The following is a 25,302-nucleotide window of genomic DNA, read 5'->3' as shown; positions in this document are numbered from 1 at the left end:
GGGGATTTCTAAGGTATTGTAAGAAAATGTGCAAAAACCCCTTGATTTCCTCAAAGAAAAGTGCTAGAGTAAATATAGTTACATAAGGAATTGGCAGAAGAGTGGACGAAAGTTCACTCTTCTTTGGTGATATGGAAAATTCTTTATGAATCAGATCACAAACTATATTATAGAAGAAAAGGAGTTTGACGCAGCGTGTCCAGAAGAGAAGATTATGAACAGCAGACAGAAGCACTTCTCGAGCCTATCGTAGAGGAACTCGGGTTTGAGCTGGTAGATGTAGAATATGTGAAAGAAGGAGGTACCTGGTACCTTCGCGCGTATATTGACAAACCAGGCGGAATTGCCGTGGATGACTGTGAGGCAGTCAGCAGGAGATTCTCCGATATCCTTGATGAGAAGGATTATATTGAAGACTCCTATATCTTTGAAGTAAGTTCTCCGGGACTTGGAAGACCACTTAAGAAAGAGAAGGATTTTAAGAGAAATCTTGGAGAAGAAGTAGAGATCCGCACATACCGTGCAATCGACCGACAGAAAGAGTTCGTCGGAATTTTAAAGAGTTATGATGAGAATACAGTGACCATCACATACGAAGATGAGACAGAGCAGACATTTGACAGAAAAGAAATCGCTTTGATCCGTCAGGCTTTGGATTTTTAATTTAGGAGGAAAGAAAAATGAACACAGAATTACTCGAAGCATTGGATATTCTTGAAAAAGAGAAGAACATCAGCAAGGATGTCATGTTGGAGGCCATTGAGAATTCACTTTTAAGTGCATGTAAGAACCACTTCGGAACATCCGATAATATTAAGATCGTTATGGACCGCAAGACATGTGACTACTCTGTATACGCAGAGAGAGAAGTTGTTGAAGAAGTATTTGATCCTGCAATCGAGATCAGTCTTGAGGATGCAGAGAAGATCAATCCGGCACTTCATATCGGAGATATCGCACAGGTTGAGCTTCATTCCAAGGAATTCGGACGTATTGCAACACAGAATGCAAAGAACCTGATTCTTCAGAAGATCAGAGAAGAAGAGCGCAAGGCAGTATTTGATCAGTATTTCGAGAAAGAGAAGGATATCGTAACAGGTATCGTACAGCGTTATATTGGCAAGAATATCAGTGTGAATCTTGGAAAAGCAGATGCAATCCTTACAGAGAACGAACAGGTGAAAGGAGAGCATTTCGAGCCGACAGAGCGTATTAAGCTTTATATCGTAGAAGTTAAGAACACACCAAAGGGACCAAAGATCCTTGTATCCCGTACACATCCGGAACTTGTAAAACGTCTGTTTGAATCAGAGGTTGCAGAGGTAAAGGACGGAACAGTTGAGATCAAGAGCATTGCCCGTGAGGCTGGTTCCCGTACAAAGATGGCTGTATGGTCTAACGATCCGAATGTTGATCCGGTCGGAGCTTGTGTTGGTATGAACGGTGCAAGAGTAAATGCAGTCGTAAAAGAGCTTCGTGGTGAGAAGATTGATATCATTAACTGGGATGAGAATCCGGCACTTCTGATTGAGAATGCACTCAGCCCTGCGAAGGTTATTTCTGTTATGGCTGATCCGGATGAGAAGATTGCAGGAGTTATTGTTCCTGATTATCAGCTTTCGCTTGCAATCGGTAAAGAAGGCCAGAATGCAAGACTTGCAGCCCGTCTGACAGGATACAAGATCGATATCAAGAGTGAGACACAGGCAATTGAGTGTGGAGATCTTCCGGAGAATTACATGGAGCAGATGGGTATGGTCGGAGAAGAAGGCTATACAGTCGGAGAAGAGGAAGAAGAGTACGATGATGTTCCGGCAGATGCAGCTGATGAAGACGGAGCAGATGAGATTGAATTCGTTGAGACAGACGAAGAGTAAGATCTGAGGGAGTGAATTGTTTGGCAGTAAAGAAGAAAGTACCTATGCGTAAATGTGTAGGCTGCGGCGAGATGAAACCAAAGAAGGAACTGATTCGGATCCTCAGAACAGAGGAAGAAGAATTTGTCATTGACACAACCGGAAAGAAAAACGGACGTGGAGCGTATCTCTGTCCGCAGAAGGCATGTTTTGAGCAGGCTGTGAAGAACAGAGGACTGGAGCGTTCCTTTAAGCAGGCAATACCGCAGGAAGTATATGAACGGCTGGAAAAGGAGATGGATGAGATTGGCTAGAGATAAAGTACTGTCTCTGATCAGTCTGGCAACGAAAGCGGGGCGCTGCGCAAGCGGTGAATTTATGACAGAAGGACAGACGAAGTCCGGAAGAGCAAGCCTTGTAGTTGTTGCAGAAGACGCTTCAGATAATACAAAGAAAAAATTCCGTGACATGTGTAAATTTTATAAAGTTCCAATGATAGTTTACGGAGATAAAGATACCTTGGGGCATGCGATGGGAAAACAATTCCGTGCATCTCTGGCGATATTAGACGAAGGATTTGCAAAAGGAATATTAAAAGAACTGAAATCCCGTACCTGATGAATGGGAGTAGAAGACAAAGGTTCCCCGTTGATTGCTTGAAGGAGGTAGATTTATATGGCAGATGAGAAGATGCAGAATGAAAATAAAAAGAGTTTAAACACCAGGGAGGATAACGTGGCAGAAGATATTAGAAGAGAAGCAGCTGGCAAAGATGCTGAGATGGCTGCAGATAAAACAACAGAAAAAGAGGGTGCTCCAAAGAAGAAAAATCTTGCATTTGTAGTTCGCCCACAGAATTCAAAGAACAGCAGCAGACTGCAGGGAAAACGTCCGGGACAGGGACGTCAGGGACAGAACCAGGGTCGTCCAAACGGTGATGGAAAACGCCCGGCAGCAGGACAGAGCCGTTCGAATGGTGAAGGAAAACCGGCTCGTACAGAGAAACCGGCAGCAAAAAGCGAAAGACCGGTTCGTGCAGCAGAGGACAGACCGGCACGTCCGGCACAGAACGGAGCACGTTCTGAGAGACCGCAGGGATCAAGAACAGAAAGAACAGGACGTTCGAGTGGTGAGGGAAGACAGGTACGCTCTGACAGACAGGGACAGAAACCATTTGGAGACAGACGTTCTAATGGCGAGAACAGAGGCGAAAACAGAGGACCACGTCAGGACAGAGACGGACGCGGACAGCGTTCTGACAGAGGAGGACGTGACGGATTCCAGGGACGCGACAACCGTGATGGAAGAGAGAACCGTGACGGAAGAGACGGACGCGGACAGGGACAGCGCTCTGACAGAAGAAATGACAATCGCAGAAACGACAGAAGTGACGCTACACCGATCGTAGAACAGCAGAAGACACAGAGAAACAAAGCGAAAGACAAAGAAAGAGATAATAAGAAGAAAGAATACAGAGATGAAGCTTTCGAAGGAAAAGGAAGAAAAGGCAAGAAGCAGAAACCGGCAGTGGAAGTGAAGAAGCCACAGGTGAAGGAAGAGAAGCAGGAAGAGCAGATCAAACAGATCGTGATTCCAGAAGTCCTTACAATTAAAGAGCTTGCTGATAAGATGAAGATCGTTCCTTCTGTTATTGTTAAGAAGCTTTTCATGCAGGGCAAGATCGTAACTGTAAATCAGGAAGTTGATTATGAGACAGCAGAAGAGATCGCGATGGAATTCGATGTTCTCTGTGAGAAAGAAGAAGTTGTAGATGTGATCGAAGAACTTCTGAAAGAGGATGAAGAAGACGAAAGCCTTATGGTAAAACGCCCACCGGTTGTATGTGTTATGGGTCATGTTGACCATGGTAAGACATCTCTTCTGGATGCAATCCGTAACAGTAATGTAACAGGTCGTGAGGCCGGTGGTATCACACAGCACATCGGTGCATCTGTTGTTGAGATTAACGGAGAAAAGATCACATTCCTCGACACACCGGGACATGAGGCATTTACTGCAATGCGTATGCGTGGAGCAAACTCTACAGATATCGCAATCCTTGTAGTTGCTGCGGATGACGGTGTTATGCCACAGACAATTGAGGCGATCAACCATGCGAAAGCAGCAGGAATTGAGATTATTGTTGCGATCAACAAGATCGATAAGCCAAGTGCGAATGTTGAACGTGTAAAACAGGAACTGACAGAATACGAACTGATTCCGGAAGACTGGGGCGGAAGCACAATCTTTGTTCCGGTATCAGCGCATACACATGAAGGAATCCAGGATCTTCTTGAGATGATCCTTCTGACAGCAGAGGTTATGGAACTGAAAGCGAACCCGAACCGTGCCGCACGTGGTCTTGTGATCGAGGCTGAGCTTGATAAAGGTAAGGGATCTGTTGCAACTGTTCTTGTACAGAAAGGTACACTCCACGTAGGAGATGCGATCGCAGCAGGAAGCGCTCATGGTCGTGTAAGAGCGATGATGGATGACAAGGGAAGACGTGTGAAAGAAGCAGGTCCGTCCCAGCCGGTTGAGATCCTTGGTCTGAATGATGTTCCGAATGCGGGAGAAGTATTCGTAGGATGTGAGTCTGATAAAGAAGCAAGAGCGTTTGCAGAGACATTTATTTCCCAGAACAAGGTAAAACTTCTGGAAGAGACAAAGTCCAAGATGTCTCTGGATGATCTGTTCAACCAGATCCAGGAAGGTAACCTCAAAGAACTTGATATTGTTGTTAAGGCTGATGTTCAGGGATCTGTAGAGGCAATCAAGCAGAGTCTTCTGAAGCTGAGTAACGATGAAGTTGTTGTTAAGATCATCCATGGCGGTGTTGGTGCGATCAATGAATCTGACGTTATCCTTGCATCTGCATCAAATGCGATCATCATTGGATTTAACGTTCGTCCGGATGCAACAGCGAAAGATATCGCTGAGCGCGAGGGTGTTGACTTAAGACTTTACAGAGTTATCTACAATGCCATCGAAGATGTAGAGGCAGCCATGAAGGGTATGCTTGATCCTGTCTTTGAGGAGAAGGTTCTCGGTCATGCGGAAGTACGTCAGACATTCAAGGCATCAGGAGTTGGAACAATTGCCGGTGCGTATGTGCTTGACGGTATCTTCGAGAGAAACTGTTCTGTTCGTCTGATCCGTGACGGAATCGTTGTATTCGACGGACCGCTGGCATCTCTGAAGCGTTTCAAAGATGACGTGAAGGAAGTCAGAACAGGATATGAGTGTGGTCTCGTATTCGAGAACTACAATGACATTAAAGAAGGCGATCAGGTTGAAGCCTACAAGATGGTAGAGACAGAACGCAAGTAAGAATAAAAGATGCCGACATTTGCAGAGTGTTGTAATTGTCAGCAGGTGACAGAATTGTTACTCGTGCATGGGTCATACATTGCAGGAGTAACTTTTCTGTATAAAAAAGGAGTTATAACATGAGAAAGAACAGTATTAAGAATACAAGAGTCAATGCAGAAGTACAGCGTGAGCTGAGTAATATCCTGCGTGGCGGGATCAAAGATCCACGTGTTGCACCGCTGACATCTGTTGTTGCTGTTGAAGTAGCACCGGATCTTAAGACATGCAAGGCATATATCAGTGTTCTCGGAGACAAGAAAGCACAGGAAGATACGATCAAAGGTCTTCAGAGTGCAGAGGGATATATCCGCAGAGAACTTGCACGTACAGTGAATATGCGCAACACACCACAGATTACATTTATCGTAGACCAGTCCATTGAATATGGAGTAAATATCAGCAAGAAAATTGACGAAGTGACAAGAGATTTGAAGGATGGAGCTGAGGAATAGATGATCGTATTAAACGATGTATTAAAAGGGAAACACAGTGTAGCCATTGGCGGACACATTCGTCCGGATGGGGACTGCGTTGGTTCTACACTTGGATTATATCTTTATCTGACCACTTATTATCCGGAGATTGAGACAGATCTGTATCTGGAGGAGATTCCGGAAGCATTTCAGATGATGGGACACAGAGATGTGCCGAAGCATGAGATTGTAGAAGGCAAAGTTTATGACCTTTTCATCAGTCTGGATTGCGGGGACGAAAGACGTCTTGGTTTTTCCGAGCCGGTGTTCCAAAAGGCAAAGGAAACTTTATGTGTGGATCACCACATCAGTAACGAGTCTTTTGCAGACACGAATTATATCGTGCCGGATGCAAGTTCTACTTCGGAACTTGTTTTCCGTCTGCTGGATGAGGAGAAGATTACGGAAGAAATTGCATCTTTCCTTTATATGGGGATTGTGCATGATACCGGAGTGTTCCAGTATTCCTGTACTTCACCGGAGACAATGGAAGTCGGTGCTGCACTTTTAAGAAAAGGGATCAATGGAAGCGCGATCATTGACGGAACATATTTTGAAAAATCCTATGTTCAGAATCAGATGCTTGGGAAGGCACTTCTTGAGAGTATGATGATCCTGAATAAGAAAGCGGTTGTCTCAGTGATACGTTTGAAAGAAATGGAGTTCTTCCAGGCAAAACCGTCTGATCTGGATGGAATTGTCAGCGTATTGCGTCAGACAAGAGGTGTGGAGGTTGCAATCCTTCTTTACGAGCTCGAACCGCAGACATTTAAAGTAAGTCTTAGATCAAAAGAAATCGTTGATGTAAGTGCAGTTGCGAAATATTATGGTGGTGGCGGTCATGTGAGAGCAGCCGGTGTTACAATGAAAGGTTCCCCGTATGATGTGATCAACAATCTGACACTTTTAATTGAAAGACAGCTTAGAGCGGCAGAAGAGAAAAACGAGGAAAAATGATAAACGGAATAGTTAATATTTACAAAGAAAAAGGATACACTTCCCATGATGTGGTTGCGGTTCTTCGAAAAGTTGTCGGACAGAAGAAGATCGGTCATACAGGTACGCTTGATCCGGATGCAACGGGAGTCCTTCCGGTGTGTCTTGGAAGAGCAACAAAGGTTTGTGAGCTTCTGACAGATCATGATAAGACATATGAGGCTCTGCTGCTTTTAGGAAAGATGACAGATACGCAGGACATTTCCGGAGAGGTTCTGGAGGAGAGGGATCCGGGCGATCTGACGGAAGAGGAAGTACGTTCCTGTATCGAATCATTTATCGGAGAATATGATCAGATTCCGCCAATGTACTCTGCGTTGAAAGTGAATGGGAAGAAGCTTTATGAGCTTGCCCGTGAAGGAAAGACCGTGGAGCGTAAGAGCAGAAAAGTCCAGATCCATGGAATTCGCATTCTGGAGATGAATCTTCCGCATGTGCGTATGGAGGTGGACTGTTCTAAAGGAACATATATCCGTACTTTGTGCCATGACATTGGAGAGAAGCTTCAGGTGGGCGGCTGTATGGAAGAACTTGAGCGTACGAAAGTCGGCCGTTTCCTGAAAGAAGATGCGGTAACACTGGATGAAGTGCGACAGAAGATGGAACAGGGAGAAGGTGCAGAACTTTTCACTCCGCTGGATCAGATCTTCGCGGAACTGCCGGCCGTTACTGTGACGGATGCGAAGGCATGGATGTCTTATAACGGAAATGATCTTCCGGAGCGTTTTCTGTTAGAAAAAGAAGCGTGGACAGATGGACAGGAAGTCAGAGTATATGATTCCAGAAAGAATTTTATCGGTCTTTATCAGTATCGTGCACCGAAGAAGCTGTTCCATATTAAGAAAATGTTTCTGGATCCTGAAGCAGAGAAAATTGAGAAATAAAGGACGAATAAGACAGACATGCAATATATAAAAGGATTAGATGCCTTTGACGGAAGAAATCACACAGCGGTAACGCTTGGAAAGTTTGATGGATTGCACAGAGGACATCAGAAGCTGCTCAACAGAATAATGAAATATGCGCAGAAGGAAGATTGCGACAGTGTCGTTTGTGCCTTTGATATGGACAGAGACTGTCTGATGACAAATGAAGAGCGAAGAGCATTTCTTGAGGACAAGGTAGATTATCTGATCGAGATTCCATTTACGAGAGAAATGATGGAGATGGAAGCAGAGAAATTTATCGATGAAATCCTGCATAAGAAGCTGCACGCATCACACATTGTTGTCGGAACGGACTTTAACTTTGGTCATGAAAAAAGAGGAAATCACCAGATGCTGGAGAAATATGCAGCGAAATATGGCTATACAGTTGATGTGGTCGAGAAAGCATATTACAAAGACCGGGAGATCAGCAGCACTTATATCAGGGAACTTCTCCTCGATGGAAATGTTCCTCTTGCAAATAAGCTTCTGGGGTATCCGTATGAGATCACCAGTGTTGTGGAACATGGACAGCAGCTTGGAAGAACACTTGGATTTCCGACAATGAATCTTGCACCGCAGGAAAAGAAAATCTTGCCAAAGTACGGTGTCTATGCCTGTCGCGTCCTTGTGGATGGTGTATGGTATGGCGGTGTGGGAAATGCCGGGGTGAAACCGACCGTTGCGCAAGAGAAAAGACGGTTGTTCGAAGTTTATGTTTACGGATATGAAGGCGATGCTTATGGGAAGACTGCCACAGTGCAGATCCTGGAGTTCGAACGTCCGGAAACGAAATTTCATTCGGTTGAAGAACTCAAAGACCGCGTGATGAAAGATATGCGGTACGGAGAGGAATATCTGAAAAATCATCCATTCGATGAAAGATAAAAGATTTTAAATTTGTGCTTTACAAGCAGATATCTCTGTGCTATACTATCCGAGGTATCAAATCAGCCGGTGTTCGGTAATCGGATCACTCCGACCATTGCTTAATGCCAGGCGGTTTAACTAAGAATTTTAAGGAGGATATTACAATGATCGCAAAAGAGAAGAAACAGGCTATCATCAAAGAATTTGGAAGAACAGAGGGAGATACAGGATCACCGGAAGTACAGGTTGCTATCCTTACAGCAAGAATCAACGAGCTGACAGATCACTTCAAAGCTAACCCGAAGGATCACCACTCAAGAAGAGGACTTCTTAAGATGGTTGGACAGAGAAGAGGACTTCTTGCATACCTCAAGAAAGTAGATATCGAGAGATACCGTGCTCTGATCGAGAAACTTGGTCTGAGAAAATAATAAGATTTTCCAAAAAAGAAGATCAATTGACAGATCAGAAACTGCATCTGATGATGTGGTTTCTGGTCTGTTTCTTTTTGTCTGAATTTTTGGTACTTTTTGTTCTTTTTTGGGAAAACTATTTACTTCTTATTATGGAATATGATATAATTTAAAAGCTTGTGGGCAGAGAAGAACCGAGACCACTGAAAAGTGTATTATCAATCGATTACAGTGGGCTTCAATTGCTATGGAATAGTACATTTTTCAGTAGTTTCGGAGCGAATTGTTCTGCTCATATAAAACGAAGATAAGATAAAAAGGAGAAAACCATGTATAAAAAGTTTGAAATGGAACTGGCCGGCAGAACACTGCGCGTGGATGTTGACCGTGTGGCAAAACAGGCGAATGGTGCAGTGCTGATGCATTATGGTGACACAACTGTACTGTGTACAGCAACAGCATCTGACAAGCCGAGAGAAGGAATTGATTTCTTCCCACTCAGCGTAGAGTATAATGAGAGAATGTACGCTGTAGGAAAGATCCCGGGAGGATTTAATAAGAGAGAGGGTAAAGCATCTGAGAATGCAATCCTGACAGACCGTGTCATCGACCGTCCGATGCGTCCTCTGTTCCCGAAAGATTATAGAAATGACGTAACACTTGAGAATCTTGTTCTTTCTGTAGATCAGGACTGCAGCCCGGAACTTACAGCTATGCTTGGTGCTGCACTTGCGACAAGTATTTCTGATATTCCGTTTGACGGACCAATCTCTACAACACAGGTTGGACTTGTTGACGGAGAATTCGTATTCAACCCGACAGCAGCACAGAAGGAAGTATCTGATCTTGCATTGACAGTTGCTTCTACAAAGGAAAAGGTTATCATGATCGAGGCCGGTGCGAAGGAAGTTCCGGAAGCGAAGATGATTGAAGCAATCTTTGCGGCACATGATCTGAACCAGAAAGTGATCGCTTTCTTTGACACGATCGTTGCAGAGTGTGGAAAGCCGAAACATGAGTATCAGAGCTTTGCTGTTCCGCAGGAACTCTTTGATGCGATCCAGGAGATCGTTCCGGCTGCTGAGATGGAAGAGGCTGTATTTACAGATGACAAGCAGACAAGAGAAGAGAATATCCGTGTGATCACAGAGAGACTCGAGGAAGCATTTGCAGACAACGAAGAGTATCTTGCGAAGCTTGGTGAGGCTGTTTACCAGTATCAGAAGAAGACAGTAAGAAAGATGATCCTCAAAGATCATAAGCGTCCGGATGGTCGTGCGATCGATCAGATCAGACCGCTTGCAGCAGAAGTAGACCTGATCCCGAGAGTTCATGGTTCTGCTATGTTCACAAGAGGACAGACACAGATCTGCACAATGACAACACTTGCTCCACTTTCTGAAGCACAGAAGCTCGACGGTCTTGATGAAGCAGAGAAGACAAAGAGATATATGCATCACTACAACTTCCCGTCCTACTCTGTAGGAGAGACAAGACCTTCCAGAGGACCGGGACGTCGTGAGATCGGACATGGAGCACTGGCTGAGAGAGCACTTCTTCCGGTACTTCCAAGCGAGTCTGAGTTCCCATATGCGATCCGTACAGTATCTGAGACATTTGAGTCTAATGGATCTACATCACAGGCAAGTGTCTGCGCATCCAGTATGTCACTGATGGCAGCAGGTGTGCCGATCAAGTCTGCTGTAGCAGGTATCTCTGCAGGACTTGTAACAGGTGAGACAGATGATGATTACCTTGTACTGACAGATATCCAGGGACTCGAGGACTTCTTCGGAGACATGGACTTCAAGGTAGCAGGTACTCACGAAGGTATCACAGCAATCCAGATGGATATCAAGATCCACGGATTGACAAGACCGATCATCGAAGAAGCAATCGCTGCTACAAAGAAAGCAAGAACTTACATCATGGATGAAGTTATGAGTAAAGCAATCGCTGAGCCTAGAAAAGAAGTTGGAGAGTTTGCACCGAAGATTATTCAGATGCAGATCGATCCACAGAAGATCGGTGATGTTGTCGGACAGCGTGGTAAGACAATCAATGCAATCATCGACGAGACAGGTGTTAAGATCGACATCGATGATGAAGGAAATGTATCTATCTGTGGTACAGAGAAAGAGAACATGGAGAAAGCTGCGAAGTACATCCAGACAATCGTTACAGATTACGAAGCAGGACAGCTTTTTGAAGGAAAGGTTATCAGCATCAAAGAATTCGGAGCATTCGTTGAGTTTGCACCGGGTAAAGAAGGAATGGTACACATTTCCAAGCTTTCTAAGCAGAGAGTTGACAAGGTAGAAGACGTTGTAAGCATCGGTGATGTTGTGAAGGTTGTATGCCTTGGTAAAGATAAGATGGGAAGATTCAGCTTCAGCATGAAAGATGTTGCAGAATAAGAATCAGAAAGAATAAGAAAAGAGGAACAGAATTCAGGAAACTGGGTTTTGTTCCTCTTTTCTTGTATGCGCAAGGAATACTTTAAGAATCTTATCCATATATTGTGTAGAGAGGAGGGGTACGGACAACAACTGGAGAGGTGGACAAGATGGAAATGGAAAGACAGAACAAGAAGATGCAGGTCTGGAATCTGCTGGCAGAAAAAATCCGTAAGCTTGTAGAAGAATCCGTCAGTAATCCGGAGGAACTGCAGGAGATCAGGATACGTACAGGTCAGCCGCTGCTGATTCAGATGAAAGGGCAGGAACGGGTTCTTCCGGACCCGGTACACCCGTATCTGGTTACGAAAGAAGATATTGGTGAGACAATGGGATATATTTGTCATTATTCGCTCTATGCATATGAAAATGAGTTGAAACAGGGATTTATTACAGTGGAAGGAGGTCACAGGGTCGGGGTGGCAGGAAAAGTAATTATAGAAAATGAAAAAGTAAAAAATATACAGTATATTTCTTCGCTAAATGTAAGAATTTCTCACGAAGTACTTGGGTGTGCTGACGCATTGATTCCATATATTACGGAAAATAAACAGATTTGCCATACATTGATCATTTCTCCGCCGTGTTGCGGAAAGACTACTTTGATCCGTGATCTGATCCGTCAGATATCGGATGGAAATGAATACATAAAAGGGTGTTCTGTCGGTGTGGTAGATGAAAGATCGGAGCTTGGTGGGTGTTATCTTGGAATCGCGCAGAATCATCTGGGTACAAGGACTGATATTTTAGACTGTTGTCCGAAAGCGGAGGGGATGATCATGTTGATCCGTTCTATGGCGCCGCGCGTAATCGCAGTGGATGAAATCGGCACAAGTGAGGATATCCATGCCATTGAATATGCCATGCAGTGCGGCTGCCGGCTGATCGCGAGTGTACACAGCCTTGATATGGATGAGGCTTCTAAAAAGCCGATCCTGGGTGACCTGATCCGCAGAAGAATGTTTCAGCGTTATGTTGTGCTTGGACAGGATCACGGCCCTGGCAAGATCCGGGAAATCTATGATGAGCGGGGGCGTGTGCTGTGCAGAAATTAGTCGGATGTTTTCTGATCCTGCTGGCGACGACCGGAGCAGGATGGATGTATGGAAAAGAACTTCGGAATTATCTGGAAGAATTGAGTCATTTTCGCAGAATTATAGAACAAATAAAAGGCGAATTACTGTATGCAGGACTTCCGCTTTCGGAAATTTTTTATAATATTGCATCAAGAGAGAAGGAACCTTATGAAAACTGGCTGATGGATCTGGCATTTCAATGTCAGGGCACACAGGAAAAGCGGTTTGCTGACTTGTGGACAGATACGATAGGAAAAGATCTTCCGGAACTGAAATGGAGAGGGAAAATGAATCCTCTGATCTGCGAACCTGGGGAATTGCTTGAAATAGGAGACAGAGAAGGTGTAGTTCGTCTGCTGGAGTATCATTTGAAAAGGCTGGATATGGAAATTGAAAAGAGAACTGCGGAAACGTCTGAGAAGAAAAAGCTCGGTAGCTGGCTGGGGGCAGCAGGAGGGATTTTTCTTGTGATCCTTCTGCTTTAAAAGGGCGGGAACAAAAGGGAGAGGAGGGAGAGTATGAGTATCAATCTGATATTTAAAATTGCGGCAGTGGGAATTCTTGTATCTATTCTGAGTCAGGTTTTGAAGCATAGCGGCAGAGAGGAACAGGCATTCCTGACAAGTCTTGCAGGGCTGATTCTTGTATTATCCTGGGTTCTCCCGGCGATTTATGACTTATTTTCTTCGATCCGGCAATTGTTTTCTCTTTAAGGAGGGCGGAACAGAATTGAACAGTATACAAATCGCACTTTTGGGTGTCGTGGGAACATTACTTGCTTTGCAGTTTAAAAGTGGGAAAAGTGAATATGGCATTTATGTAAGTCTTGCAGTCAGCTTGTTTTTATTTCTTTGTATGCTTTCACGACTTGAAATCTTTGTACGGACAGTAAAGAAAATTGCAGATTATATAAAACTGGATGCCGGACAGATGAGTATTCTGTTGAAAATGGCCGGTGTGACTTATGTGGCTGAATTTGCATCCGGAATCTGTAAAGATGCAGGGTATCAGAATATTGCTGTACAGATTGAGATTTTTACAAAGTTGACGATCCTTGCGATAGGAATGCCGGTACTTCTTGCGCTGTTGGAACTAATCGGAGATTTTCTGATATGAAAAGGGAAAAACATTTTTGGAAAAAGCTCTTCTGTTTTGTGTTTTTATTTACGGTTGTGACAGGATATGGCAGCGTGTATGCAGCAGAGCATGGTACAGCGGAGGAAAAGGAAACAGAAGATCGTTCCGGGATGTTGGAGGATGAGCTGGAACAAATGGAAGAAAGTCTGCTGGATGAATTTGATTTCAGGCAGATCGATCAGTTATCAGGAGAGACAGAACTGGGAGAAAAAGTTCGGTTTCGTGATCTTACAGAGATGCTGATCAGCGGAAATACGAAGGAATTGGGAGAAAGATTTCTTGAGTTTTTTTCAGGACAGGTGTTCTCTGTTTTTCAGAAAGGAAGGAAGAATCTGGCGCGCCTGCTGCTGATTACAGTGGCGGCTGCATTTTTCTCGAATTTTACAAGTATCTTTCAAAACAGACAGACAGCGGAAGCGGGTTTTTATATTTTGTATCTTGTTGTGATCGCAATCTGTCTGGAAGCATATCAATCGATGAATTTATATGCCGAAGAAAAAACAGGAGAGCTTGTCCAATTGATGCAGGTGTTTTGCCCAAGTTTCTTTCTGGCGGTTGCATTTACCGGAAAGAGCAGTTCGGCGTTGATGTTTTATAATACAATACTGTTCTTGATCTATCTGGTGGAACTGCTTGTACTTCACTTTCTTTTACCGGCGGTGAAGATCTACGGGATGGTGAGGGTCTTATCCTGCCTGACCGGAGAAGATCTTTTCTCAGAATTTGCAGAACTTCTGGAAAAATGTATCCAATGGAGTCTGAAAAGTATGATTGCCGCTGTGAGTGGGATCAGTCTGATCCGGGGATTTTTGAATCCGGCAATTGATTCTTTGAAAATGACTGCTGCGGGACGAACACTGGAGGCGGTTCCGTGGATCGGAGATGTTGCCGGAGGTACAATGGATGTTGCATTAGGAGTTGCAGTACTTCTTAAGAATGGAATCGGTGTAGCAGGAATGATTTTTATAGCTGTCCTGGCACTTATTCCACTGGTGGAATTTCTGATATTGGCATTTTTGTACCAACTTGTGGCGGCATTAGTCCAACCGGTTTCTGACCGGAGAATTACAACATGCATATCTGGAGTTAGTTCCGGTTATCAGCTTATGGTGAAGGTAATAGCATCCACAACACTGTTGTTTGTCTTAAGCATTGCACTTGTGGTGGCTGTAACATCTTAAGGTTTCAGAGGAGAGAGGAGGAATCTGCCGGATGCTTACACAATGGATACAAAAAATCATTTCAATGCTTCTCGTTATGAGTGCAGTTCTGCAGGTGATTCCGGGAAAGGATTATGAAAAATATATTCGTTTTTTCTGTGGACTTGTCCTGATCCTGCTTGCACTATCCCCTATTGCGGCGTTGAAAGGACTGAAAGCAGAGCAATTTTATCAGAAGGAAGTGTATCAGCAATATGAGAAAGAAATAGAGCGGATGTCGGATTCTATAAAACGGGAGGAAATCGGAATTGGACAATAATTGGCAGGAGTGGAAAGAAAGGATCGTGGGATACACAAGGAAGATAAAACAGGCGGATCGTGGTCAGAAAAGAACAAGATTAGTCATTTTATTCCTGTGTGGACTGCTGCTTCTTGTAGTTGCGGTTCCGGTTCCGAAGACAGGGGAGGTGGATAAGGATACAAAGATTGACGGGGAATCCGGGAAAGGAGAGAAGTATGAGACAGATTCCATGGCAGACTATGAAAAATATCTGGAACAGAAGACAGCGCAGACACTTGGTGTCGTAGATGGGGCGGGAAAGGTGACGGTGATGATCACATTAAAGTCTACAGGACAGAAGGTGGTTGAAAAAGATCAGCAAAGCACACATCAGACGACGAAGGAAGCAGACAGCCAGGGAGAGACAAGAGAAAGTGAAGAGAAATCTCTGGATAAAACGACCGTGTACAGTCAGGGGACAGACGGAACGCAGATCCCATATGTAAGTAAAGAAAATGCACCGGAAGTGGAAGGCATTCTTGTAATAGCAGATGGAGGCGGGAATGCAGTTGTCGCGAAGAATCTGACAGAAGCGGTGCAGGCATTATTTGGTGTAGAAGCGCATAAGATAAAAATAATGAAACGTGCGCCTACATAAAAGGAGGTTTATCTTAATGAAAGGGAAAGTGAAGAAAAACCAGTTGATCATTGTGGCACTTGCGGTTATGATCGCGGCAGCAGGATATCTGAACTACACGGGACGTCTGTTTGGCGAGAATGCGAAAGGAACAAAAGAAGCTAATGCAGATCTTACAAATCAGGAACTTTTGGATATTTCACAGGAAGATACAGAAGCAGGAAGCGAAGAAATTGAAAGTAATGATTCTGAAACAGAAGGAACACCTGGAGAGGCGGTTCTAACAAATGGTTCAGCCCAGACTACGGTAGCCCAGGCAAAAGTTACAAGAGAACAGGTGCGTGCCCAGAATAAAGAAACACTGCAGTCGATCATAGACAATACAGAGCTCAGTGAAGAGGAAAAGTCAGATGCAGTTGCACAGATGGTGGAGCTTACAAAACAATCAGAGACGGAGATGGAAATTGAGACATTGATGGCAACAAAAGGATTTTCAGAGGCAGTAGTAAGTCTGGGGGAAGATAGTGCAGATGTTGTTGTAAATGCAGAGGAGCTTACGGATGCAAACCGTGCCCAGATTGAGGATATTGTGACAAGAAAGTCAGATGTAAAGCCGGAGAAGATTGTAATTACACCAATTCATGAATAGAAAGTATATTTTTGGAAAAACTTTTTATAAAAGATTTGCTGTCAGAGAGGACTTGTGATACACTATTTACTGGTTTATTATGTAACTGTCTACGGGATGCCTGCGGACAGTTATCTATTGCGTGAAAATGATAGGAGATTAGAAATGTCAGAAATTACGAATGAGATAAAGAAAAGAAGAACATTTGCCATTATATCCCATCCGGATGCCGGTAAGACAACATTGACAGAGAAATTCCTTCTGTACGGAGGAGCCATCAACCAGGCAGGATCTGTTAAGGGAAAAGCAACTGCGAAGCATGCGGTTTCCGACTGGATGGAGATTGAGAAGGAGAGAGGTATTTCTGTAACTTCTTCTGTACTTCAGTTCAATTATGGTGGATACTGTATTAATATTCTGGATACACCGGGACATCAGGACTTCTCAGAGGATACATACCGTACTTTGATGGCAGCGGATTCCGCAGTTATGGTTATCGATGCATCCAAGGGTGTTGAGGCGCAGACAAGAAAGCTGTTTAAAGTCTGTGTGATGCGTCACATCCCGATCTTTACATTTATCAATAAGCTCGACCGTGAAGCGAAGGATACATTTGAATTGTTAGATGATATAGAGAAAGAGCTTGGAATCGCAACTTGTCCAATCAACTGGCCAATCGGTTCCGGTAAGGAATTCAAGGGAGTTTACGACAGAGCAAAACGTGAAGTTGAGCTGTTCTCAGATACGAAAAAGGGTACTGCGATGGGTGAAGTGAAGATGATACCGATCGACGCACCGGAGACAGAAGAACTGATCGGAGCAGATGCAAAAGACATTCTTGCAGATGAGATTGAACTTCTGGATGGAGCAGCAGCTGAGTTTGATCAGGAACTGGTTGATAAGGGACAGCTTTCACCGGTATTTTTCGGATCCGCTCTTACCAACTTTGGTGTAGAGACTTTCCTGAAGCATTTCCTGAAGATGACAACCTCTCCGCTTCCAAGAAAATCAGATCATGGCGAGATTGATCCAATGACAGAGAAAGATTTCTCAGCATTTGTATTTAAGATCCAGGCGAATATGAACAAAGCCCACAGAGACAGAATCGCATTCATGAGAATCTGTTCCGGAGAATTCGAGGCCGGTATGAGTGTTTATCATGTGCAGGGAGGAAAGGATGTGCGTCTTTCCCAGCCGCAGCAGATGATGGCAAGTGAGAGAAAGATGATCGATAAGGCTTACGGCGGAGATATCATCGGGGTATTTGACCCAGGTATCTTCTCGATCGGAGATACATTGACAACATCAAAAGAGAAATTTGCTTACGAAGGAATCCCGACCTTTGCACCGGAGCACTTTGCACGTGTCCGTCAGGTTGATACGATGAAGAGAAAGCAGTTTGTAAAGGGAATCAATCAGATTGCACAGGAAGGTGCGATCCAGATCTTCCAGGAATTCAACACGGGTATGGAAGAGATTATCGTAGGTGTTGTAGGTGTACTTCAGTTTGATGTATTGAAGTATCGTCTCCAGAATGAATATAATGTAGAGATTCGTCTGGAGAATCTGCCATATGAGTACATCCGTTGGATCGAGAATGAAGAGATCGATATGGATCGCTTGAGCGGAACATCTGATATGAAGAAGATCATGGATCTGAAGGGACGTCCGCTTCTTCTCTTTGCGCATGAGTGGAGTATCCGTATGACAGAAGAGAGAAATGAAGGACTTATTTTGTCAGAATTCGGACGTTCATAAAAATCTTTTCAAATAGAAAGATTTTTGATATAATGTAGAAAGAATCAGACAAAACAGGAGGTTTTGATTATGGCAAAGGACGAAAGAAATATTTATACAATACAGAACGACGCAAGCAAAGGTGAGATTAAGATTGCAGATGAAGTTGTAGCGATCATTGCAGCGCTTGCTGCCACAGAAGTGGAAGGTGTTGCTTCTATGGCCGGAAACATCACGAATGAACTGATTGGAAAGCTCGGAATGAAGAATCTTTCCAAAGGTGTGAAGGTTGATGTACTGGAAGGTATTGTGACTGTATCCTTGGCATTGAACCTGAAGTACAATTACAGCATCGTTGAGGTGTCTGCAAGAGTGCAGGAGAAAGTTAAGAATGCAATTGAGAATATGACAGGACTTGAAGTGGCTGATGTGAACATTAAGGTTGCAGGAGTCGAGATGGAGAGTCAGGAATAAAAGCGAACAGGAAAGGAATCAGCCAACATGGTTAGAAAAGAACTTCGCGAGCACATTTTCAAGATGTTGTTTCAGATAGAATTTAATGATCCGCAGGAGATGCCGGAGCAGATTGAATACTATTTTTCTACACTGGAAGATGCAGCGGATAAGGATAAAGAATATATTAAGAGAAAATATGCGGCAGTACTTGAGAAGACAGAAGAGATTGATGAACTGATCAATGCCAATGCAAAGGGATGGAAGACGACAAGAATGAACAAAGTAGATCTGTCCATTCTGAGACTTGCGGTATATGAGATGAAGTGGGATGACGAGGTACCGGTAGGAGTTGCGATTAACGAGGCAGTAGAACTGGCAAAGATGTTCAGTTCAGATGAGGCTCCGTCATTTATTAACGGAGTACTTGGCAAGATTGCGCGTTCACTGGAAGAGACGAAAGAATGAAAAATGTCTATACGGTGAAGCAGGTTAATTCTTATATTAAGAATATGTTCACCCAGGACTTCATGCTGAACCGAATCTATGTAAAGGGTGAGGTGTCTAATTTAAAGTACCACACATCAGGGCATATATATTTTTCATTGAAAGACGAGTCCGGCACGATAGCCTGCGTGATGTTCGCAGGCTCAAGGTCTGGGCTTTCTTTTCATATGGAGGAAGGACAGCAGGTAGTAGTGCTGGGGGCGGTCAGTGTCTATGAGCGGGATGGAAAGTATCAGCTGTACGCAAGAGAGATCATTCTGGACGGTGCGGGACTTTTGTATGAAAGATTCGAGGCACTGAAGAAAGAACTCGAAGAGATGGGAATGTTTGCAGCAGAGTACAAACAGCCGGTTCCACGCTATGCACGTACGATCGGGGTTGTGACCGCACCGACAGGAGCAGCGATCAGAGATATCATCAATGTGGCAAAGAGAAGGAATCCATTTGTCCAGATCCTGCTTTATCCTGCACTGGTACAGGGTGATGGCGCCGTGAGCAGCATCGTGAAAGGAATCCGTATGCTGGAAGAGAAGCAGGTGGATGTCATGATCGTCGGAAGAGGCGGAGGAAGCATTGAAGATCTGTGGGCATTCAATGAGGAGGCTGTTGCGCGTGCAATTTTTGACTGTCGCGTTCCGGTGATCTCTGCAGTCGGACATGAGACAGATACAACGATTGCCGATTATGTGGCAGATCTGAGAGCACCGACACCATCTGCAGCGGCAGAGCTTGCAGTGTATGAATATTCTGAAGTGAAAGAACAGATTCTTAATTGTGAGAGTTTACTTCGAAGAGCAATAAATCAGAAGCTGCTAAACGAGCGTATGCATCTGGAACACAGCAGATTGAAACTTCAGACACTTCATCCAAGACAGAAACTCAATGAGAAGAGACAAAGAACGGTTGACGCTGAGAATACACTGCGCTCGCTTATGGAGCGGCATCTGACAAAAGAAAAGCACAGACTCGCACTTTGTGCAGAACGGATGAAGGGATTGTCTCCACTTGAGAAATTAAGTCAGGGATATTCTTATGTCTGCAATGCACAAGGACAGAATATAAAGAAAACAGATCAGGTAAGAGAAGGAGATTTGTTGCAGATTTATGTAACGGATGGACAGATTGAGACTTACGTTACAGACACTGTAAAACTAGAAGGGGAAAGAGGACAAAGTTCCCATAAACAGTAACCGGGAGGAAATGATGAAAGACACGAAGAAGATAGAACAGGCTGCAAGTCTTGAGGAGTTATTTGAGAGACTGGATCGCGTCATTGGCGGACTGGAAGGAGAGGAGCTTTCTCTTGAAGATTCTTTTAATTTATATCAGGAAGGCATGGAACTTGTGAAGTGTTGTAATCGTACAATTAACGATGTGGAAAAGAAAGTTCTCGCCTTGGATGAGAATGGAGAGAGTCATGAATTTTAAAGAAGAACAGAAAGAAAAAGTAGAAGAAATTGAAGCGATACTCAGAGAATATCTTCCGGAAGCAAACGGATATCAGAGTGTGATCATGGAAGCAATGGAATACAGTCTGATGGCAGGAGGTAAGCGCCTTCGCCCAATGCTGATGATGGAAACATACCGTCTGTTTGGTGGAGAGACAGAAGTGATTTATCCGTTTATGGCAGCAATGGAGATGATCCATACCTATTCACTGGTTCATGATGATCTCCCGGCAATGGATAATGATGAGTACCGTAGAGGAAGAAAGACGACACATATCGTTTATGGAGAGGATATGGGAATCCTTGCGGGTGATGCACTTTTAAACTATGCATTTGAGACAGCATGCAAGGCATTTGAGCAATTTCCGGAGGAAAGCCTTAGAATCGGACAAGCGATGAGAGTTCTGGCAAGAAAGGCCGGAATCTATGGTATGATCGGTGGACAGGTTGTAGATGTGAAAGAATCCGGACATCAGATTGATGAGGAAGTTCTTGATTTTATTTTCAGACTGAAGACAGGTGCACTGATCGAGTCTGCTATGATGATTGGAGCAATCCTTGCGGGAGCATCAAAAGAAGATGTAAAGAGTATGCAGAAAATCGCAGGAAAGATCGGAATGGCATTCCAGATCCAGGACGATATTCTGGATGTGACAAGCACGACAGAGCAGCTGGGCAAGCCGGTACATAGTGATGAGAAGAATGAAAAGACAACATATGTAACACTTAAAGGAATCGAACAGGCTCATAAAGATGTGGAACGTATGACAGAAGAAGCAATCGATGAACTGAAAAAGTTCCCTGCCGGGGATAATTTCCTTGAGCAGCTTTTGAAATCTCTTGTATATAGAGAAAAATAAGATTGTCGGTGAGGAGGAACTTATGGCACTTGAAAAGATTCAAAAGGCCAACGATATAAAAGAACTGACAGAGGAAGAGCTGAAAGAATTATCGGATGAGATCCGGCGGTTTCTGATCGAAAAGATCAGTGTGACCGGAGGACATCTGGCATCCAATCTCGGAGTTGTTGAGCTTACGATGGCATTGCATAAAGTACTTCATTTCCCGGAGGATAAACTGATCTGGGATGTGGGACATCAGTCTTATACACACAAGCTTCTGACAGGAAGAAAAGAAGGATTTGATGATCTTAGAAAATACGGAGGAATGAGTGGATTCCCTAAGAGAAAAGAAAGCAAATGTGATGCGTTTGATACAGGACACAGTTCAACTTCAATCTCAGCAGGGCTTGGTTATGTGGCCGCAAGAGAGCTTCAACAGGAGCATTATAACGTTGTATCTGTGATCGGAGATGGTTCTATGACCGGCGGTATGGCATATGAAGCATTGAATAACGCTTCCAGATTGAAAAGTAATTTTATCATTGTACTCAATGATAACACGATGTCCATTTCCAAGAATGTTGGTGGTATGTCAAATTACCTGAATGGGCTTCGGACGACACAGGTATACTCAGACCTGAAGAGAGGTGTCGAAGATACGATCAAGAGGATTCCCGGCAGGGGAGAACGGATCGTCCATCAGGTGAAGAAGACGAAGAGCGGGATCAAACAATTATTTGTTCCGGGAATGTTTTTTGAGGATATGGGAATCACATATCTGGGTCCTGTAGACGGACATGATCTGAAGACATTAATAAAGACATTGAATGAAGCAAAACGGGTAAATCATGCAGTTCTTGTACATGTTGTGACGAAGAAGGGAAAAGGTTATCTTCCGGCAGAGACGAATCCGTCAAAATTCCATGGAACGGGACCTTTTGATGTGACAACAGGAGAAACGATCGGAGGGTCGGGGAAGGATTCTTATACAGATATTTTTTCCAAAGTGCTTGCAGATATCGGAAAGAAGGACAAGAAGGTTGTAGCTATTACTGCAGCGATGGCAGACGGAACCGGACTTTCCAGATTCGCAAAGCTATTTCCGGAAAGATTCTTTGATGTAGGAATTGCAGAAGAGCATGCGATGACATTTGCAGCAGGACTTGCTGCTGGGGGAATGAAGCCTGTTTTTGCGGTGTATTCATCTTTCTTACAGAGAGCGTTTGACCAGACGATTCATGATGTCTGTCTTCAGAATCTGCCGGTTGTGATCGCAGTAGACCGCGCAGGTCTTGTTGGAAGTGACGGAGAGACACATCAGGGAGTCTTTGATTTATCATTTTTATCATTGATCCCGAATCTTTCAATCCTGTCACCAAAGAACCGTTGGGAGATGGCGGATATGGTGCGCTTTGCAGTAGGTTTCCAGTATCCGATTGCACTTCGTTATCCAAGAGGAGAAGCATATGAAGGACTGAAGGAATTCCGTGCTCCGATCGAATATGGAAAGAGCGAACTTCTATATGAAGAGAGTGAGATCGCGGTAATGTTTGTCGGACATATGTCTTTCCTTGCAGAACAGGTGCGTGAGGATCTTAAGGCAGCAGGGTATCAGTGTAGTCTGATCAATGCAAGATTTGTGAAACCTCTGGATACAGAGAGGATCCGGAAGATTTCAGGAAATCACAGGATCCTTGTGACAATTGAGGAAAATGTGCTTACAGGTGGATTTGGTGAGCAGGTAGAAGATTTTGTGATGCGCGAGGGTATCCCATTGAAAGTTTGCACAATCGGTATTTCAGATGATTATGTTGAACATGGAAATGTAGATGTCTTAAGAAAAGAAGTTGGTCTCGACAGAGAGAGTATTGTAAAAAAGGTCATTGCAGATGATCAGAGAATAAAGGAAGAAAAGTAACATGAAAGAACGTTTGGATGTATTGCTTGTAAAGAGAAATCTGGCGGATTCCAGAGAAAAAGCAAAAGCAATTATTATGTCAGGAAATGTATTTGTAGAAGGTCAGAGAGAAGATAAGGCCGGAACAACATTTCCAGAGGAGGTAAATATTGAGGTACGCGGACATGTTCTCCCCTATGTGAGCCGTGGAGGTCTTAAGCTTGAGAAAGCAATGAAAGAATTCCATGTGACAGTAGATGGAAAGGTCTGTACAGATGTTGGATCTTCCACTGGCGGATTCACAGACTGTATGCTTCAGAATGGAGCAAAGAAAGTATTTGCCATCGATGTGGGAAGAGGACAGCTGGATTGGAAGCTGCGTCAGGATCCGAGAGTGGTATGTATGGAGAAGACGAATATCCGTTATGTGACTCCGGAAGATCTTGGAGAACCTGTTGATTTTTCGTCGATTGATGTTTCGTTTATCTCTCTCACAAAAGTGCTTGGTGCAATCAGAGCGTATCTGACAGATGATGGAGAGATCGTAGCATTGATCAAACCACAGTTTGAAGCAGGACGTGAGAAGGTTGGAAAGAAAGGTGTTGTGCGAGAAAAGAGTACACATCATGAAGTAATCGAGAAAGTGACAGAATTTGCGGTATCAATCGGATTTTCTGTACTTGAGATCACATTCTCTCCAATCAAGGGACCAGAAGGAAATATCGAATACCTTGTACATTTGAAGAAATGTCCGGAAGAGGAAGCAAAGATTGAGACAAAGGAACTGGATCAGGTAGTGGATGAAGCATTCGCTGCTCTGGCAAAGTAAAAAGGTGATGGTATGGAATCTTTTTATATCATAACAAATCAATTAAAAGACAGAGATTATTCTGTTACGATTGAGATAAAAGATTATATTGAGAGAAAAGGCAAACGTGTTATTCTTGCGCAAAAGGACGAGGAAGGATTTATTGTTCCGGGAACGATTCCAGAGAACGTTGATTGCGGACTGGTTTTAGGTGGGGATGGAACTCTGATCCGTGCAATACGTGACCTTGAAGGAAATAAACTTCCGCTTCTTGGAATCAATATCGGAACGTTGGGGTATTTGGCAGATGTAGAATTGAAAGATTATAAATCTGCGATTGACAGACTTTGCGAGGAAGAGCCTAAAGTTGAGAAACGTATGATGTTGGAGGGGACAATGTCATCCGGTGAAAAAGATCTGGCGGTAAATGATATCGTCCTGACAAGAGAAGGGAATCTTCGTATTGTTCAGTTTAATGTATATGTGAATGGGACATTGTTGAACACATATCAGGCAGACGGTGTGATCATCTGTACACCGACGGGAAGTACAGGATATAATCTTTCCGCAGGTGGGCCGGTGGTAGAGCCAACAGCAAGTCTGATAGTTATCACTCCAATCTGTTCCCATGCACTTAACACGAGCAGTGTGGTGCTTTCAGCAGAGGATGATGTTGAAGTTGAGATTTGCGAGGGCCGTTATGGAAGGCAGGAGAAAGTAGCTTTATGTTATGACGGTGCTGTACAGAGACAATTGGTTAGCGGAGACAGAGTGAAGATCAGAAAATCAGATGCCAAAGCGCATCTTGTAAAATTAAGTGAAGAAAGTTTTATGATAACAATGCGCGAGAAGATGAAAGGAAATTGATACTATGAAAGTGAGCCGACATGCAAAGATAATTGAATTGATCAGTCAGTATGACATAGAGACGCAGGAGGAACTGGCAGAATATCTGAATAATGCCGGCTTCAAGGTCACACAGGCAACTGTCTCCAGAGATATCAGAGATCTGAAGCTGACAAAGTTGTCTGTAAACGGTGGGCGTCAGAAGTATATTGTCCATAGACAGGAAGATGACGGAATGAACGAAAAATATATCCGTGTGCTTCGTGACGGATTTGTTTCCATGGATATGGCACAGAATATCCTTGTGATCAAAACAGTTGCCGGAATGGCAATGGCGGTTGCTGCTGCAGTAGATGCAATGAAATGGAATGAAGTGGTCGGATGTATTGCGGGAGATGACACGATCATGTGCGCAATTCGTACAGTTGAAGATACAGCTGTAGTAATGGAGAATATAAGGAAATTGGTTTCAAGGAAAGCATAG

29 protein-coding genes are annotated in these 25,302 nt (G+C 43.8%); all 29 read left to right on the top strand.

Annotation, left to right across the window (positions count from 1 at the left end):
* Positions 1-195: 195 nt before the first annotated feature.
* The 29 genes from rimP (at position 196) to argR (ending at position 25,302) form a co-directional block, all read left to right on the top strand.
* Entirely contained in the window at positions 196-663 is a 468-nt protein-coding gene (gene rimP, locus LI162_RS10760; protein ID WP_020436252.1) for a ribosome maturation factor RimP, read from the top strand.
* Between the two features lie 17 nt (positions 664-680).
* Positions 681-1,877: a transcription termination factor NusA gene (gene nusA / locus LI162_RS10755; protein ID WP_055172696.1), complete on the top strand. Its 1,197-nt coding sequence runs from the start codon at positions 681-683 to the stop codon at positions 1,875-1,877.
* Positions 1,878-1,897: 20 nt separating this feature from the next.
* Positions 1,898-2,170 (top strand): RNase P modulator RnpM, encoded by a 273-nt coding sequence (gene rnpM / locus LI162_RS10750; RefSeq protein ID WP_020436254.1) that lies wholly within the window; start codon positions 1,898-1,900, stop codon positions 2,168-2,170.
* Positions 2,157-2,474, top strand: coding sequence for a L7Ae/L30e/S12e/Gadd45 family ribosomal protein (locus LI162_RS10745; RefSeq protein ID WP_081016834.1), 318 nt, complete (start codon positions 2,157-2,159; stop codon positions 2,472-2,474). Before rnpM ends, LI162_RS10745 begins: the two co-directional genes overlap by 14 nt.
* A 57-nt stretch (positions 2,475-2,531) precedes the next feature.
* Positions 2,532-5,186, top strand: a complete 2,655-nt coding sequence (infB, locus tag LI162_RS10740; protein WP_227156575.1) for a translation initiation factor IF-2 — start codon at positions 2,532-2,534, stop codon at positions 5,184-5,186.
* A gap of 119 nt (positions 5,187-5,305) precedes the next feature.
* On the top strand, positions 5,306-5,680 hold the full coding sequence (gene rbfA / locus LI162_RS10735; RefSeq protein WP_015529083.1) for a 30S ribosome-binding factor RbfA: 375 nt from the start codon (positions 5,306-5,308) through the stop codon (positions 5,678-5,680).
* On the top strand, positions 5,681-6,658 hold the full coding sequence (locus LI162_RS10730) for a DHH family phosphoesterase (RefSeq protein ID WP_055172695.1): 978 nt from the start codon (positions 5,681-5,683) through the stop codon (positions 6,656-6,658).
* Complete coding sequence (truB, locus tag LI162_RS10725; protein ID WP_227156573.1) at positions 6,655-7,581, top strand: tRNA pseudouridine(55) synthase TruB; 927 nt, start codon at positions 6,655-6,657, stop codon at positions 7,579-7,581. The genes LI162_RS10730 and truB overlap by 4 nt, the downstream gene beginning before the upstream one ends.
* A gap of 18 nt (positions 7,582-7,599) precedes the next feature.
* Positions 7,600-8,511, top strand: a complete 912-nt coding sequence (locus tag LI162_RS10720; protein ID WP_055165699.1) for a bifunctional riboflavin kinase/FAD synthetase — start codon at positions 7,600-7,602, stop codon at positions 8,509-8,511.
* A gap of 146 nt (positions 8,512-8,657) precedes the next feature.
* Entirely contained in the window at positions 8,658-8,924 is a 267-nt protein-coding gene (gene rpsO, locus LI162_RS10715; protein WP_015529087.1) for a 30S ribosomal protein S15, read from the top strand.
* 311 nt (positions 8,925-9,235) lie between these two features.
* On the top strand, positions 9,236-11,323 hold the full coding sequence (locus tag LI162_RS10710) for a polyribonucleotide nucleotidyltransferase (RefSeq protein ID WP_020436259.1): 2,088 nt from the start codon (positions 9,236-9,238) through the stop codon (positions 11,321-11,323).
* Between the two features lie 155 nt (positions 11,324-11,478).
* Entirely contained in the window at positions 11,479-12,417 is a 939-nt protein-coding gene (gene spoIIIAA / locus LI162_RS10705; protein ID WP_055157672.1) for a stage III sporulation protein AA, read from the top strand.
* Positions 12,405-12,923, top strand: a complete 519-nt coding sequence (locus LI162_RS10700) for a stage III sporulation protein AB (RefSeq protein WP_055172690.1) — start codon at positions 12,405-12,407, stop codon at positions 12,921-12,923. The genes spoIIIAA and LI162_RS10700 overlap by 13 nt, the downstream gene beginning before the upstream one ends.
* A 33-nt stretch (positions 12,924-12,956) precedes the next feature.
* A complete protein-coding gene (spoIIIAC, locus tag LI162_RS10695; RefSeq protein WP_015529090.1) occupies positions 12,957-13,151 on the top strand; it encodes a stage III sporulation protein AC in 195 nt (64 codons plus the stop codon).
* Between the two features lie 16 nt (positions 13,152-13,167).
* The gene (locus tag LI162_RS10690) at positions 13,168-13,554 is read left to right on the top strand and encodes a SpoIIIAC/SpoIIIAD family protein (RefSeq protein ID WP_020436261.1); all 387 of its coding nucleotides are present in this window, start codon (positions 13,168-13,170) and stop codon (positions 13,552-13,554) included.
* Positions 13,551-14,756, top strand: a complete 1,206-nt coding sequence (locus LI162_RS10685) for a stage III sporulation protein AE (RefSeq protein ID WP_227156571.1) — start codon at positions 13,551-13,553, stop codon at positions 14,754-14,756. The genes LI162_RS10690 and LI162_RS10685 overlap by 4 nt, the downstream gene beginning before the upstream one ends.
* Positions 14,757-14,787: 31 nt before the next feature.
* Positions 14,788-15,054, top strand: coding sequence for a stage III sporulation protein AF (locus LI162_RS10680; RefSeq protein WP_020436263.1), 267 nt, complete (start codon positions 14,788-14,790; stop codon positions 15,052-15,054).
* On the top strand, positions 15,044-15,673 hold the full coding sequence (locus LI162_RS10675) for a stage III sporulation protein AG (RefSeq protein ID WP_227156569.1): 630 nt from the start codon (positions 15,044-15,046) through the stop codon (positions 15,671-15,673). The genes LI162_RS10680 and LI162_RS10675 overlap by 11 nt, the downstream gene beginning before the upstream one ends.
* A gap of 16 nt (positions 15,674-15,689) precedes the next feature.
* Positions 15,690-16,301 (top strand): SpoIIIAH-like family protein, encoded by a 612-nt coding sequence (locus LI162_RS10670; RefSeq protein ID WP_015529093.1) that lies wholly within the window; start codon positions 15,690-15,692, stop codon positions 16,299-16,301.
* A gap of 144 nt (positions 16,302-16,445) precedes the next feature.
* The gene (locus tag LI162_RS10665) at positions 16,446-18,038 is read left to right on the top strand and encodes a peptide chain release factor 3 (RefSeq protein WP_020436265.1); all 1,593 of its coding nucleotides are present in this window, start codon (positions 16,446-16,448) and stop codon (positions 18,036-18,038) included.
* A gap of 69 nt (positions 18,039-18,107) precedes the next feature.
* Positions 18,108-18,491, top strand: a complete 384-nt coding sequence (locus tag LI162_RS10660) for an Asp23/Gls24 family envelope stress response protein (RefSeq protein WP_015529095.1) — start codon at positions 18,108-18,110, stop codon at positions 18,489-18,491.
* A 27-nt stretch (positions 18,492-18,518) separates the two neighbouring features.
* Complete coding sequence (gene nusB, locus LI162_RS10655; protein WP_020436266.1) at positions 18,519-18,938, top strand: transcription antitermination factor NusB; 420 nt, start codon at positions 18,519-18,521, stop codon at positions 18,936-18,938.
* Positions 18,935-20,167, top strand: coding sequence for an exodeoxyribonuclease VII large subunit (xseA, locus tag LI162_RS10650; RefSeq protein WP_020436267.1), 1,233 nt, complete (start codon positions 18,935-18,937; stop codon positions 20,165-20,167). The genes nusB and xseA overlap by 4 nt, the downstream gene beginning before the upstream one ends.
* Before the next feature lie 13 nt (positions 20,168-20,180).
* On the top strand, positions 20,181-20,405 hold the full coding sequence (gene xseB / locus LI162_RS10645) for an exodeoxyribonuclease VII small subunit (RefSeq protein ID WP_015529098.1): 225 nt from the start codon (positions 20,181-20,183) through the stop codon (positions 20,403-20,405).
* Positions 20,395-21,285: a polyprenyl synthetase family protein gene (locus tag LI162_RS10640; RefSeq protein WP_227156567.1), complete on the top strand. Its 891-nt coding sequence runs from the start codon at positions 20,395-20,397 to the stop codon at positions 21,283-21,285. The genes xseB and LI162_RS10640 overlap by 11 nt, the downstream gene beginning before the upstream one ends.
* A 22-nt stretch (positions 21,286-21,307) precedes the next feature.
* Positions 21,308-23,185 (top strand): 1-deoxy-D-xylulose-5-phosphate synthase, encoded by a 1,878-nt coding sequence (dxs, locus tag LI162_RS10635; RefSeq protein ID WP_020436268.1) that lies wholly within the window; start codon positions 21,308-21,310, stop codon positions 23,183-23,185.
* 1 nt (position 23,186) lies between these two features.
* A complete protein-coding gene (locus LI162_RS10630; RefSeq protein ID WP_015529102.1) occupies positions 23,187-23,993 on the top strand; it encodes a TlyA family RNA methyltransferase in 807 nt (268 codons plus the stop codon).
* Between the two features lie 12 nt (positions 23,994-24,005).
* Positions 24,006-24,839 carry an NAD(+)/NADH kinase gene (locus LI162_RS10625; RefSeq protein ID WP_020436269.1) on the top strand — a complete coding sequence of 278 codons (834 nt, stop codon included), beginning with the start codon at positions 24,006-24,008 and terminating at the stop codon, positions 24,837-24,839.
* A gap of 4 nt (positions 24,840-24,843) precedes the next feature.
* Positions 24,844-25,302 carry an arginine repressor gene (gene argR / locus LI162_RS10620; RefSeq protein WP_015529104.1) on the top strand — a complete coding sequence of 153 codons (459 nt, stop codon included), beginning with the start codon at positions 24,844-24,846 and terminating at the stop codon, positions 25,300-25,302.

Source organism: Mediterraneibacter sp. 210702-DFI.3.120, assembly GCF_020561005.1.
GTDB classification, from domain to species: domain Bacteria; phylum Bacillota; class Clostridia; order Lachnospirales; family Lachnospiraceae; genus Mediterraneibacter; species Mediterraneibacter faecis.
The sequence above is the reverse complement of the archived record's forward strand: the minus strand, read 5'-3'. Positions and strand labels throughout refer to the sequence as shown.